This is a genomic window from Streptomyces sp. NPDC048643 (genome assembly GCF_040650615.1).
Lineage (GTDB): Bacteria > Actinomycetota > Actinomycetes > Streptomycetales > Streptomycetaceae > Streptomyces.
The window spans coordinates 37,086-50,345 of sequence record NZ_JBEZHO010000041.1; the positions used below are offsets into that span (position 1 = coordinate 37,086).

The 13,260-nt window shown below is 68.9% G+C and carries 10 protein-coding genes; all 10 read left to right on the plus strand.

From position 1 onward, the window contains the following. Window positions 1-26 precede the first annotated feature (26 nt). The 10 genes from nuoE to nuoN are packed head-to-tail and all read left to right on the plus strand — an operon-like array spanning window position 27 to window position 13,000. On the plus strand, window positions 27-866 hold the full coding sequence (nuoE, locus tag AB0C62_RS31025; protein ID WP_362978845.1) for an NADH-quinone oxidoreductase subunit NuoE: 840 nt from the start codon (window positions 27-29) through the stop codon (window positions 864-866). Beyond that, window positions 866-2,215 (plus strand): NADH-quinone oxidoreductase subunit NuoF, encoded by a 1,350-nt coding sequence (gene nuoF, locus AB0C62_RS31030; RefSeq protein ID WP_164369610.1) that lies wholly within the window; start codon window positions 866-868, stop codon window positions 2,213-2,215. The genes nuoE and nuoF overlap by 1 nt, the downstream gene beginning before the upstream one ends. Next, complete coding sequence (locus tag AB0C62_RS31035; RefSeq protein ID WP_362978786.1) at window positions 2,212-4,716, plus strand: NADH-quinone oxidoreductase subunit G; 2,505 nt, start codon at window positions 2,212-2,214, stop codon at window positions 4,714-4,716. Before nuoF ends, AB0C62_RS31035 begins: the two co-directional genes overlap by 4 nt. Further along, on the plus strand, window positions 4,713-6,086 hold the full coding sequence (gene nuoH, locus AB0C62_RS31040) for an NADH-quinone oxidoreductase subunit NuoH (protein WP_362978788.1): 1,374 nt from the start codon (window positions 4,713-4,715) through the stop codon (window positions 6,084-6,086). The genes AB0C62_RS31035 and nuoH overlap by 4 nt, the downstream gene beginning before the upstream one ends. Next, on the plus strand, window positions 6,079-6,732 hold the full coding sequence (gene nuoI, locus AB0C62_RS31045) for an NADH-quinone oxidoreductase subunit NuoI (RefSeq protein ID WP_362978790.1): 654 nt from the start codon (window positions 6,079-6,081) through the stop codon (window positions 6,730-6,732). Before nuoH ends, nuoI begins: the two co-directional genes overlap by 8 nt. Further along, the gene (locus AB0C62_RS31050; RefSeq protein WP_362978792.1) at window positions 6,729-7,544 is read left to right on the plus strand and encodes an NADH-quinone oxidoreductase subunit J; all 816 of its coding nucleotides are present in this window, start codon (window positions 6,729-6,731) and stop codon (window positions 7,542-7,544) included. Before nuoI ends, AB0C62_RS31050 begins: the two co-directional genes overlap by 4 nt. Then, window positions 7,541-7,840, plus strand: a complete 300-nt coding sequence (gene nuoK / locus AB0C62_RS31055; RefSeq protein WP_164369613.1) for an NADH-quinone oxidoreductase subunit NuoK — start codon at window positions 7,541-7,543, stop codon at window positions 7,838-7,840. The genes AB0C62_RS31050 and nuoK overlap by 4 nt, the downstream gene beginning before the upstream one ends. 14 nt (window positions 7,841-7,854) lie before the next feature. Continuing rightward, window positions 7,855-9,768 carry an NADH-quinone oxidoreductase subunit L gene (nuoL, locus tag AB0C62_RS31060; RefSeq protein WP_362978794.1) on the plus strand — a complete coding sequence of 638 codons (1,914 nt, stop codon included), beginning with the start codon at window positions 7,855-7,857 and terminating at the stop codon, window positions 9,766-9,768. Between the two features lie 5 nt (window positions 9,769-9,773). Then, a complete protein-coding gene (locus tag AB0C62_RS31065; protein ID WP_362978796.1) occupies window positions 9,774-11,345 on the plus strand; it encodes an NADH-quinone oxidoreductase subunit M in 1,572 nt (523 codons plus the stop codon). Continuing rightward, entirely contained in the window at window positions 11,342-13,000 is a 1,659-nt protein-coding gene (gene nuoN / locus AB0C62_RS31070) for an NADH-quinone oxidoreductase subunit NuoN (protein WP_362978798.1), read from the plus strand. Before AB0C62_RS31065 ends, nuoN begins: the two co-directional genes overlap by 4 nt. Window positions 13,001-13,260: the final 260 nt, after the last annotated feature.

Below are 13,260 nucleotides of genomic sequence, written 5' to 3' on the forward strand. Positions count from 1 at the left end.
CCACCCCCGAGGGCGTCAGCCTGGGCATGCCCCAACTGCCCGCGCCCGACTACCCGGACGACGTCCGAACCCGACTGGAGGCGGACGCGCGCGAGATCATCGCCCGCTACCCCGACTCCCGCTCGGCCCTCCTTCCGTTGCTGCATCTCGTGCAGTCGCAGGAGGGCCACGTCACGCGCACCGGACAGCGCTTCTGCGCGGAGGTCCTCGGCCTCACGACCGCCGAGGTCAACGCTGTCGCGACCTTCTACTCGATGTACCGGCGCAAGCCGAGCGGCGACTACCAGGTGGGTGTCTGCACCAACACCCTGTGCGCCGTGATGGGCGGCGACGCCATCTTCGAGGCCCTCCAGGACCACCTCGGAGTGGGCAACGGGGAGACCACCGGCGACGGCAAGGTCACCCTGGAGCACATCGAGTGCAACGCGGCCTGCGACTTCGCTCCGGTCGTGATGGTCAACTGGGAGTTCTTCGACAACCAGACCGTGGACTCGGCCAAGCGCCTCGTCGACGACCTGCGCACGGGAACGGACGTCGAACCGACCCGCGGCGCCCGGCTGTGCACCTTCAAGGACACCGCCCGGATCCTGGCCGGCTTCCCCGACGAGCGCGAGGGCGCCGTGGAGGCCGGCGGCAGCGCGGGCCACGCCTCACTGGTCGGCCTGCGGCTGGCCAAGGGGGAGAGCGGCCCCGCGCGCGTGGTGCATCCGCGAGGCGGAGAGGCACCACGGGAGAGGACCTCCGAGGACCGGACGCCGCCGGAGCAGCCGCCTGCCGGACACCAGAGCTCGCACGACGCGCCGCAGGACACGTCGGCCTCCGACCCGTCCCATCCGGCGGGTCCGGTCGCAGAGGAGGGGGAGTGATGACCTTGGCAGCAGAGATCAACGAAACCAGTCCCGAAAAGCTGCTCGCACCCGTGCTGTCGGCCTTCTGGGACGAGGACAGGTCCTGGTCGCTGGACGTCTACAAAAGGCACGAGGGATACGAGGGCCTGCGCAAGGCACTCGCCATGTCGCCGGACGACCTGATCGCCTACGTCAAGGACTCCGGACTGCGCGGCCGCGGCGGCGCAGGATTCCCCACCGGAATGAAATGGCAGTTCATTCCGCAGGGAGACGGCAAACCACACTATCTAGTTGTCAACGCCGACGAGTCGGAGCCGGGAACCTGCAAGGACATCCCGCTCCTCTTCGCGAACCCGCACAGCCTCATCGAGGGCATTGTGATCGCGTGTTATGCCATCAGGTCTTCGCATGCGTTCATCTATCTGCGTGGTGAAGTGGTCCCCGTACTGCGGCGGTTGCACGAAGCCGTACGCGAGGCGTACGAGGCGGGCTACCTCGGCGAGAACATCCTGGGCAGCGGACTCGACCTCCAGCTCACCGTGCACGCGGGCGCGGGCGCGTACATCTGCGGTGAAGAGACCGCACTGCTCGACTCGCTCGAAGGCCGCCGTGGACAACCGCGGCTCCGACCCCCTTTCCCTGCTGTCGCGGGACTCTATGCGTGCCCGACTGTTGTAAATAACGTCGAGTCCATCGCGTCAGTTCCCGCAATTCTCCAAAAGGGCAAGGAATGGTTCAAGTCGATGGGCAGCGAGAAGTCTCCGGGCTTCACGCTCTACTCGCTCAGCGGCCATGTCACCAGCCCCGGCCAGTACGAGGCGCCGCTCGGCATCACGCTGCGCCAACTCCTCGACATGAGCGGCGGGATGCGCGCCGGCCACCGTCTGAAGTTCTGGACGCCGGGCGGCTCCTCGACCCCGATGTTCACCGACGAGCACCTCGACGTCCCTCTTGACTACGAAGGAGTGGGCGCCGCGGGTTCCATGCTCGGCACGAAAGCACTCCAGTGCTTCGACGAGACGACGTGCGTCGTCCGAGCCGTCACCCGCTGGACCGAGTTCTACGCGCACGAGTCCTGCGGCAAGTGCACGCCCTGCCGCGAAGGCACCTACTGGCTCGTGCAGTTGCTGCGCGACATCGAGGCCGGCAAGGGCGTCATGTCCGACCTCGACAAACTGAACGACATCGCCGACAACATCAACGGCAAGTCCTTCTGCGCCCTCGGCGACGGTGCCGCCTCGCCGATCTTCTCCTCGCTCAAGTACTTCCGCGACGAGTACGAGCAGCACATCACGGGACGCGGCTGCCCCTTCGACCCGGCCAGGTCGACGGCCTGGGCCGACAAGCACACGGAGGTGAACGCATGACAGTGACCACCAGCGCTCCCTCCGGAGGCGGGGAAGCGGCCGTCCCCCCGGAGGACCTCGTCGCGCTGACGATCGACGGCGTGGAGATCAGCGTGCCCAAGGGCACCCTGGTCATCCGGGCCGCGGAACAGCTCGGCATCGAGATCCCCCGGTTCTGCGACCACCCGCTCCTCGACCCGGCCGGCGCCTGCCGGCAGTGCATCGTCGAGGTCGAGGGCCAGCGCAAGCCGATGGCGTCCTGCACGATCACCTGTACGGACGGGATGGTCGTCAAGACGCAGCTCAGCTCGCCGGTCGCCGAGAAGGCGCAGCGCGGTGTGATGGAGCTGCTGCTCATCAACCACCCGCTGGACTGCCCGGTCTGCGACAAGGGCGGCGAGTGCCCCCTGCAGAACCAGGCGATGTCGCACGGCAACGCCGAGTCCCGCTTCGAGGGCCGCAAGCGGACCTACGAGAAGCCGGTCCCGATCTCCACCCAGGTGCTGCTCGACCGTGAGCGGTGCGTACTGTGCGCGCGCTGCACCCGCTTCTCCAACCAGATCGCGGGCGACCCGATGATCGAGCTGATCGAGCGGGGCGCGCTCCAGCAGGTCGGCACCGGTGACGGCGACCCCTTCGAGTCGTACTTCTCCGGGAACACGATCCAGATCTGCCCGGTGGGCGCGCTGACGTCGGCGGCCTACCGCTTCCGCTCGCGCCCCTTCGACCTCATCTCCTCGCCGTCGGTGTGCGAGCACTGCTCCGGCGGCTGCGCGACGCGCACCGACCACCGGCGCGGCAAGGTCATGCGGCGCCTCGCCGCCGCCGACCCCGAGGTCAACGAGGAGTGGATCTGCGACAAGGGGCGGTTCGGGTTCCGGTACGCGCAGCAGCGCGACCGTCTCGAGACCCCACTGGTGCGCAACGCCGAGGGTGTCCTGGAGCCGGCTTCCTGGCCGGAGGCCCTGGAGGCGGCGGCGCGGGGACTGACGGCGGCCCGCGGCAGGACCGGTGTCCTCGCCGGCGGCCGGCTCACCGTCGAGGACGCCTACGCGTACAGCAAGTTCGCGCGCGTGGCCCTCGACACGAACGACATCGACTTCCGCGCGCGCGTGCACAGCTCCGAGGAGGCCGACTTCCTGGCCGCCCGGGTCGCCGGACGCGGACGGGATCTCGACGGTACGGGCGTCACCTACACCCTGCTGGAGAAGGCGCCCGCCGTTCTGCTGGTGGGCTTCGAGTCCGAGGAGGAGGCGCCCGGCGTCTTCCTGCGGCTGCGCAAGGCCTGGCGGGGACACGGCCAGAAGACCTACGCGCTCGCCACGCACGCCACCCCCGGTCTGGCGAAGGCGGGCGGCACCCTGCTGCCGGCCGCGCCCGGCACCGAGACCGAGTGGCTGGACGCGCTCGCGAGCGGTGTCGGTCTCGAAGGAGACGGCGCGACGGCCGCCGAGGCGCTGCGCGCCGAGGGCGCGGTGATCGCCATCGGTGAGCGGCTGGCCGCCGTGGCGGGCGGGCTCACCGCTGTCGTACGGGCCGCCTCCGCCGTCGGCGCCCAACTGGTGTGGATCCCGCGCCGGGCGGGCGAGCGAGGCGCGATCGAGGCGGGCGCACTGCCGTCGCTCCTGCCGGGCGGACGTCCGGCCACCGACCCGCGTGCGCGGGAGGAGGTCGCCTCCGTCTGGGGCGTCTCCGAACTCCCGCACCGCTACGGCCGCGACACCGGCCAGATCGTCGAGGCCGCCGCGGGAGGCGAACTGCGCGCCCTGGTGGTCGCCGGTGTGGAGGTCGCCGACCTTCCCGACCCGGCACGCGCGCGTGAGGCCCTGTCCGAAGTGGGCTTCCTGGTGTCGCTCGAACTGCGGCCCAGCGAGGTCACCGACCAAGCGGACGTCGTCCTGCCGGTCGCCGCGGTCGCCGAGAAGTCCGGCAGCTTCCTCAACTGGGAGGGCCGGGTTCGTTCCTTCGGGGCGGCTCTCAAGCCCGAGCAGGTGACCCGCAATCTGTCGCCCACCGACGCGCGTGTGCTGCACATGCTCGCCGACGCCATGGACGTCCACCTGGGGCTGCCGGACCTGCGGACCGCGCGAGCCGAGCTGGACCGGCTCGGCGCCTGGGACGGGGCGCATGCCTCCGAACCCCAGGAGACCGGAGCGCAGTTGCCGCGTCCGGCCGCCGGTGAGGCCGTGCTGGCCGGGCACCGGCTGCTCCTCGACCAGGGGCTCCTGCAGCAGGGCGACGACGCGCTCGCCGGGACCCGGCACGCCGCCCACGCGCGCGTGTCGGCCGCCACGGCCGCCGAGGCCGGCGTCAAGAACGGCGATCTCCTCGCCGTGACGGGCCCCGCCGGAGTCGTCGAACTCCCGCTCCAGGTCACCGAGATGCCCGACCGGGTGGTCTGGCTCCCGCTGAACTCGACCGGCGGGGGCGTCGCCTCCGACACCGGGGCGCTGCCCGGCGCACTCGTCCGCATCGGCCCGGCGACCATCGTCGCCGAGGCCCCCAAGGAGGTGGAGGCATGACGCCGTACCTCGCCGCTGAAGACCTCTCGATGTTCGGCCGCGACCCCTGGTGGCTGGTCGTCGTCAAGGCGGTCTTCTGCTTCGCCTTCCTGATGGTGACGGTGCTGTTCTCCATCGTGTGGGAGCGCAAGGTCGTCGCCTGGATGCAGCTGCGCATCGGCCCCAACCGGCACGGTCCGTGGGGGATGCTCCAGTCGCTCGCCGACGGCGTCAAGCTGATGCTGAAGGAAGACCTCATCGTCAAGCGCGCGGACAAGGTGGTCTACGTCCTCGCACCGATCGTCGCCGCCATCCCGGCGTTCATGGCGATCGCGGTGATCCCCTTCGGGCCCGCGAACAACGAGGTCTCGATCTTCGGCCAGCGCACCACGATGCAGCTCACTGACCTGCCGATCGCGATGCTCTTCATCCTCGCGGTGGCCTCGGTGGGCATCTACGGGATCGTGCTCGCCGGCTGGAGCTCCGGATCGACCTATCCGCTGCTGGGCGGCCTGCGGTCGTGCGCGCAGATGATCTCGTACGAGATCGCCATGGGCGCCGCGTTCGCCTCGGTGTTCCTGTACTCCGGGTCGATGTCGACCTCGACGATCGTCGAGCAGCAGCACGACCGCTGGTACATCCTGCTGCTGCCGGTGTCGTTCATCATCTACGTCATCACGATGGTGGGGGAGACCAACCGGGCCCCGTTCGACATGCCGGAGTCCGAGGGCGACCTCGTCGGCGGCTTCAACACCGAGTACTCGTCGATCAAGTTCGCGCTGTTCATGCTCGCCGAGTACGTGAACATGGTGACGGTCTCGGCCGTGTCGACGACGCTCTTCCTGGGCGGCTGGCGGGCCCCGTGGCCGATCAGCACCTTCTGGGAGGGCGCCAACCACGGCTGGTGGCCGATGCTCTGGTTCGTGGTGAAGGTGCAGCTGCTGCTGTTCTTCTTCATCTGGCTGCGCGGCACGCTGCCGCGCGTCCGCTACGACCAGTTGATGAAGCTGGGCTGGAAGGTCCTCATCCCGGTCTCCGTGGTCTGGCTGATGCTCGTCGCGACCGTCCGGACGCTGCGCAACGAGAACTACGACTTCGCGGACATCGCCCTGTACGTGGGCGGAGGCGTCCTCGTCCTGCTGTTGCTGTCGTTCGCGGCGGACATCTTCCGCGACAAGCAGAAGGCCGAGGACGTACCCGCCGAGCCCGCCGCCTTCGACCCGATGGCGGGCGGGTTCCCCGTGCCGCCACTGCCCGGACAGGAGCTGCCGCCGGTACCGCGACGCAGCCCGCGCCGGGAGCGGGAGTTGATTGTCAGTGGCGGACCCGATACTGCGAGTGACGGATCGATCGCCGGATCTCGTGACGGAAAGGAGGGGTCCGATGGCTGAGGAGCCGAAGGAGACCAAACCGGGTTTCCAGAACCCCGTCGCCGGTTTCGGCGTGACCTTCAAGGCCATGTTCAAGAAGCGGCTGACCGAGCAGTACCCGGAGCAGCAGAAGACCACAGCGCCGCGGTTCCACGGCCGGCACCAGCTCAACCGCCATCCGGACGGCCTGGAGAAGTGCGTCGGCTGTGAGCTGTGCGCCTGGGCCTGTCCGGCGGACGCCATCTATGTGGAGGGCGCGGACAACACCGAGGAGGAGCGCTACTCCCCGGGCGAGCGGTACGGCCGCGTCTACCAGATCAACTACGCCCGCTGCATCCTGTGCGGCCTGTGCATCGAGGCGTGCCCCACGCGCGCGCTGACGATGACGAACGAGTTCGAGCTCGCGGACAGCAGCCGGGCCAACCTCATCTACACCAAGGAGCAGCTGCTCGCCGGTCTGGAGGAGGGCATGGTCGACTCGCCGCACTCGATCTTCCCGGGCACGGACGAGCAGGACTACTACCGGGGTCTGGTGACCGAGGCGGCGCCCGGCACCGAGCGTCAGACGGCCGTCTCCAAGGGCGAGTTCCACCCGTCGGGCGGTCCTTCGGGAAGCTCCTCGGGGAGCCCGTCGGGCACGGCGGCCGACAAGGGGGCGGAGGCATGAGCCAGCTGGCCGCGTACTCGACCTCCACCGGTGAGGCCTTCCAGTTCTGGGTCCTCGGTACGGTCGCGGTGATCGGCGCCCTGTGCACCGTCTTCATGAGGAAGGCCGTGCACAGTGCGCTGTGCCTCGCCGGGACCATGATCATCCTGGCGGTGTTCTACCTCGCCAACGGCGCGTACTTCCTGGGCATCGTCCAGATCGTCGTCTACACCGGCGCGATCATGATGTTGTTCCTCTTCGTCGTCATGCTCGTCGGTGTCACCGCGGCGGACTCCGTGAAGGAGACCATCAAGGGGCAGCGCTGGCTGGCCCTGGTCTGCGGACTCGGCTTCGGCGTCCTGCTGTTCGCCGGGATCGGCAACGCGTCCATCAAGGACTTCGACGGCCTCGCGAAGGCGAACGCGAACGGCAACGTGGAGGGCCTCGCCGCCCTCATCTTCACGAAGTACGTGTTCGCCTTCGAGATCACCGGTGCCCTGCTCATCACGGCCGCCGTCGGCGCCATGGTGCTGACGCACCGCGAGCGCACCGAGCGTCCCAAGACGCAGCGCGAGCTGTCCGAGCAGCGTGTCCGCGAGGGCAAGCACGTACCGCCGCTGCCGGCCCCCGGTGTCTACGCACGGCACAACGCCGTGGACATCGCCGGCCTGCTCCCGGACGGCACGCCGTCGGAGCTGACCGTCATGAAGACGCTGCGCGACCGCGGGCAGGTCCGTGACGTGTCGACCGAGGCGCTCAGCGACCTGAAGGCGCTGGAGCAGCGTGCCGAGGAGCGCCTGGAGCGCACGAAGACGGAGGAGGCGTCCAAGTGAATCCGGTCAACTACCTCTATCTCGCCGCCCTGTTGTTCACGATCGGCGCCACCGGTGTGCTGATCAGGCGGAACGCGATCGTGGTGTTCATGTGCATCGAGCTGATGCTCAACGCCTGCAACCTCGCGTTCGTCGCCTTTTCCCGCCTGCACGGCAATCTCGACGGCCAGATCTTCGCCTTCTTCACGATGGTCGTCGCCGCCGCGGAGGTCGTGGTCGGGCTCGCGATCATCGTGTCGCTGTTCCGTTCCCGCCACTCGGCCTCGGTCGACGACGCCAGCCTGATGAAGCTGTAAGGGGTCGCTGAATCGTGGAGAACCTGATTGCGCTGCTCGTCGCGGCGCCTCTGCTCGGAGCGGCCGTACTGCTGTGCGGCGGCCGGCGGCTGGACGCCGTCGGCCACTGGATCGGCACCGCGCTCGCGGCGGCCTCCTTCGTGATCGGCGCCGTGCTCTTCGCCGACATGCTGGGGAAGGGCGCCGAGGACCGGTCGCTGACCCAGCACCTGTTCACCTGGATCCCCGTCGGCGGCTTCCGCGCGGACGTCGGCTTCCAGCTCGACCAGCTGTCGATGACGTTCGTGCTGCTGATCACCGGCGTCGGCTCGCTCATCCACCTGTACTCGATCGGGTACATGGAGCACGACGAGCGCCGCCGCCGTTTCTTCGGCTATCTGAACCTGTTCCTGGCGGCGATGCTGCTGCTCGTCCTCGCCGACAACTACCTGTTGCTGTACGTCGGCTGGGAGGGCGTCGGTCTCGCCTCGTACCTGCTGATCGGCTTCTGGCAGCACAAGCCCAGCGCCGCCACCGCCGCGAAGAAGGCCTTCCTGGTCAACCGCGTCGGCGACATGGGCCTGTCCATCGCCATCATGCTGATGTTCACGACCTTCGGGACCTTCGCCTTCGGGCCGGTGCTCGGCACCGAGGAACACCCGGGCCTGGTCGGGGACGCCACGGAGGGCAAGCTCACCGCTGTCGCCCTGATGCTGCTCCTCGCGGCCTGCGGCAAGTCGGCCCAGGTGCCGCTGCAGTCCTGGCTCGGCGACGCGATGGAGGGCCCGACCCCGGTCTCGGCCCTCATCCACGCCGCGACCATGGTGACCGCCGGTGTGTACCTGATCGTGCGCTCGGCCAACGTCTTCAACGCGGCGCCCGACGCTCAGCTCGTCGTCACCGTGGTGGGCGGCGTCACGCTCCTGTTCGGTGCGATCGTCGGTTGCGCGAAGGACGACATCAAGAAGGCGCTGGCCGGCTCGACCATGTCGCAGATCGGCTACATGGTGCTCGCCGCGGGCCTCGGCCCCATCGGCTACGTCTTCGCGATCATGCACCTGGTGACGCACGGCTTCTTCAAGGCCGGGCTCTTCCTCGGCGCCGGTTCGGTCATGCACGGCATGAACGACGAGGTGGACATGCGGAAGTTCGGCGGTCTGCGGAAGTACATGCCGGTCACCTTCGTGACGTTCGGCCTCGGTTACCTCGCGATCATCGGCTTCCCGGGCCTGTCCGGCTTCTTCTCCAAGGACAAGATCATCGAGGCGGCCTTCGCCAAGGGCGGCACCGAGGGCTGGATCCTCGGCAGCGTGACCCTGCTGGGCGCCGCGATCACCGCGTACTACATGACACGCGTGATGATCATGACGTTCTTCGGCGAGAAGCGCTGGCAGCCCGACGCGGACGGCCACGAGCCGCACCCGCACGAGTCGCCCCGTTCCATGACGATCCCCATGATCGTGCTGGCCTTCGGGTCGGTGTTCGCCGGAGGCTTCTTCAGCATCGGCGACCGCTTCCTGCACTGGCTGGAGCCGGTCACCGGGCACTCCGAGGGAGACTCGCCCGTCAGTGCCCTCACGGTCACGGTGGCCACGATGGTGCTGCTGGTCGTCGGCGCGGGTATCGCCTACCTCCAGTACGGCCGCAGTTCCGTCCCGGTCGTCGCCCCGCGCGGCTCCCTGCTCACCCGGGCGGCCCGACGCGACCTGTACCAGGACGACTTCAACCATGTCGTGCTGGTGCGCGGAGGTGAGCACCTCACCCGCTCCCTGGTGTACGTCGACCACACGCTGGTCGACGGAGTCGTCAACGGGACGGCCGCCTCGGTGGGCGGTCTCTCCGGGCGGCTGCGCAAGCTGCAGAACGGCTATGCGCGCAGTTACGCGGTCTCGATGTTCGGCGGTGCGGCCATCCTCGTCGCCGCGACCCTGCTGATGAGGGCGGTCTGATACCGATGTCCTTTCCTCTGCTGACAGCGACGGCGGTGCTCCCGGCCCTCGGGGCGATCGCCACGGCCGCCGTGCCGGCCGCGCGGCGCGTCGCCGCCAAGTGGCTCGCGCTGCTGGTCTCCCTGGGCACCCTGGTGCTCGCGGTGATCACCCTGGTGCGCTTCGACCCGGGCGGCGACCGCTACCAACTCACCGAATCGCACGCCTGGATCGCGGACTTCGGGGTGCGGTACGAGCTGGGCGTGGACGGCATCGGGGTGGCGCTCGTCGCGCTCACCGCGCTGCTGATGCCGTTCGTGATCCTGGCGGGCTGGCACGACGCCGACCCGCAGGAGACGGGCAACAAGCGCTGGCGGCCGACGCAGGGCTTCTTCGCCCTGATCCTGGCCGTCGAGGCGATGGTGATCATCTCCTTCGAGGCCACCGACGTCTTCCTCTTCTACATCTTCTTCGAAGCCATGCTGATCCCGATGTACTTCCTCATCGGTGGCTTCGGGGACCGTGCCCACGAGCACGGTGACGAGGCCGCGGCGACCCAACGTTCGTACGCCGCGGTGAAGTTCCTGCTCTACAACCTGGTCGGCGGCCTGATCATGCTGGCCGCGGTGATCGGGCTGTACGTGGTGGCGGGAAACTTCTCGCTCCAGGAGATCGTCCAGGCCCGGGCCGACGGGTCGCTGCACATGGCGACCAGCACCGAGCGGTGGCTGTTCCTCGGCTTCTTCTTCGCCTTCGCGGTGAAGGCGCCGCTGTGGCCGCTGCACACCTGGCTGCCCAACGCCATGGGTGAGGCCACCGCCCCGGTCGCGGTGCTGATCACGGCGGTCGTCGACAAGGTCGGCACGTTCGCGATGCTCCGCTTCTGCCTCCAGCTCTTCCCGGAGGCGAGCAAGTGGGCGACGCCCGTGATCCTCGTCCTGGCGCTGATCAGCATCATCTACGGTGCGCTGCTCGCGGTCGGACAGCGGGACATCAAGCGGCTGGTCGCGTACGCGTCGATCTCGCACTTCGGCTTCATCATCCTGGGCATCTTCGCGATGACCACCCAGGGCCAGTCGGGCGCGACGCTCTACATGGTCAACCACGGGATCTCGACGGCCGCCCTGATGCTGGTGGCCGGCTTCCTGATCTCGCGGCGCGGCTCGCGCCTGATCGCCGACTACGGAGGGGTGCAGAAGGTCGCCCCGGTGCTCGCGGGCACCTTCCTGATCGGCGGTCTCGCGACCCTCTCGCTCCCCGGACTCGCGCCCTTCGTGAGTGAATTCCTGGTCCTGGTGGGCACGTTCACGCGCTACCCGGCCGTCGGCATCATCGCCACCTTCGGCATCGTCCTCGCCGCGCTCTACACCCTCGTCCTGTACCAGCGGACGATGACGGGCCCGGTCAAGGCCGAGGTCGCCGAGATGCCGGACCTCAGGGTGCGCGAGCTCCTGGTGGTCGCCCCGCTGATCGCTCTGCTGATCTTCCTGGGCGTCTACCCGAAGCCGGTCACCGACATCGTCAACCCGGCGGTCAAGCAGACCATGTCAGACGTACACAAGACGGACCCCCAGCCCGAGGTGGAGGCGGCCAAGTGAGCGCATCAGCCGTCCACAGCCTGTGGACAACGGCGGCAGTCGCAGCCGACCCGATCCCCAAGATCAACGCGCCGAAGATCGAATACGGGCAATTGTCCCCCGTCTTGATCATTCTCGGCGCCGCGATCATCGGGGTCCTGGTCGAGGCGTTCGTGCCGCGCAAGTCCCGCTACTACGCACAGCTGTTCGTCTCCGTCGTCGCGCTCGCCGCCGCGTTCGCCGCGGTGGTCGCCCTCGCGGCCGGCGGATACGGCACCACCAAGGCGCACATCGCCGCGATGGGCGCCGTCGCGGTCGACGGACCGGCCCTGTTCCTCCAGGGCACGATCCTGCTGGTCGGACTGCTCGGCGTGTTCACCTTCGCCGAGCGGCGCCTCGACCCCGAGGCGCACGGCAACCGCGTCGACTCCTTCGCCGCGCAGGCCGCGTCCGTGCCCGGCAGCGACAGCGAGAAGGCGGCCGTGAAGGCCGGGTTCACCACCACCGAGGTGTTCCCGCTGCTGCTCTTCGCGATCAGCGGCATGCTGGTCTTCCCGGCGGCCAACGACCTGCTGACGCTGTTCATCGCGCTGGAGGTCTTCTCGCTCCCGCTGTACCTGCTCTGCGCCCTGGCCCGCCGCAAGCGGCTCATGTCGCAGGAGGCCGCGGTGAAGTACTTCCTGCTCGGCGCCTTCGCCTCCGCGTTCACCCTCTTCGGCATCGCCCTGCTGTACGGCTACGCGGGCTCCGTGTCGTACGCGACGATCTCTCAGGTCGTCGACGGCACGATCACCAGCGTCGACCCGGCGCTCGCCGGCACCATGGGCAACGACGTCCTGCTGCTCATCGGCACCGCCCTGATCGTCATGGGTCTGCTCTTCAAGGTCGGCGCGGTGCCCTTCCACATGTGGACACCGGACGTCTACCAGGGAGCGCCGACCCCGGTCACCGGCTTCATGGCGGCGGCGACGAAGGTGGCCGCGTTCGGCGCGCTGCTGCGTCTGCTGTACGTCGTCCTGCCGGGCCTGCGCTGGGACTGGCGGCCGGTCATGTGGGCGGTGGCGATCGTCACCATGCTGGGCGGCGCGATCGTCGCGATCACCCAGACCGACATCAAGCGGCTGCTGGCGTACTCGTCGATCGCCCACGCGGGATTCATCCTCGCGGGTGTCATCGCGACGTCGCCCGACGGCGTCTCCTCGGTGCTCTTCTACCTCGGCGCGTACTCGTTCGTCACGATCGGCGCCTTCGCGGTCGTCACGCTCGTCCGGGACGCGGGAGGCGAGGCCACGCACCTGTCCAAGTGGGCGGGGCTCGGACGCAGGTCACCGTTGGTGGCCGCCGTGTTCGCGATCTTCCTGCTCGCTTTTGCGGGCATTCCGCTGACCTCAGGGTTCGCCGGAAAGTTCGCCGTGTTCAAGGCGGCGGCGGAGGGCGGCGCGGGCGCGCTGGTCGTGGTCGGTGTGATCTCGTCGGCGATCGCCGCGTTCTTCTACATCCGTGTGATCGTGCTGATGTTCTTCAGCGAGCCGAAGCCCGAGGGGCCGACGGTCGCCGTGCCGTCGCCGCTGACCATGACCGCCATCGCGGTGGGCGTGGTGGTCACGCTGGTGCTGGGTGTGGCACCGCAGTACTTCCTGGACCTGGCCGGCCAGGCCGGGGTCTTCGTGCGCTGAACACCGCGTCCCACGGGCCGGGCCCCGCTCCCCTCCCGGGAGCGGGGCCCGGCCCGTTCCCGTGGGTCCCGTGAGGCCGGCAGCCCGCGGGCCGTGTGCGCAGGCGGGCCGAGTCCACGGCGGGCGTCGGTAGCGGGCCGAACAAGTTACGACACCTTCTGACGTATTCTGGCGTTTTCCGGAGCATTCCGACGCCTTTCGCTGCGTAGGGAAGTCAGGCGGTCGCAGCCTGTGGACAACTCTCGGACTGTCGGCGCGGA

Bases quoted from the DNA above. Each gene is read 5' to 3' on its own strand.
- nuoE (WP_362978845.1), top strand. From the start codon at position 27: ATGCCCCAACTGCCCGCGCCCGACTACCCGGACGACGTCCGAACCCGA.
- AB0C62_RS31035 (WP_362978786.1), top strand. From the start codon at position 2,212: ATGACAGTGACCACCAGCGCTCCCTCCGGAGGCGGGGAAGCGGCCGTC.
- AB0C62_RS31065 (WP_362978796.1), top strand. From the start codon at position 9,774: ATGTCCTTTCCTCTGCTGACAGCGACGGCGGTGCTCCCGGCCCTCGGG.
- nuoH (WP_362978788.1), top strand. From the start codon at position 4,713: ATGACGCCGTACCTCGCCGCTGAAGACCTCTCGATGTTCGGCCGCGAC.
- nuoI (WP_362978790.1), top strand. From the start codon at position 6,079: ATGGCTGAGGAGCCGAAGGAGACCAAACCGGGTTTCCAGAACCCCGTC.
- nuoF (WP_164369610.1), top strand. From the start codon at position 866: ATGACCTTGGCAGCAGAGATCAACGAAACCAGTCCCGAAAAGCTGCTC.
- AB0C62_RS31050 (WP_362978792.1), top strand. From the start codon at position 6,729: ATGAGCCAGCTGGCCGCGTACTCGACCTCCACCGGTGAGGCCTTCCAG.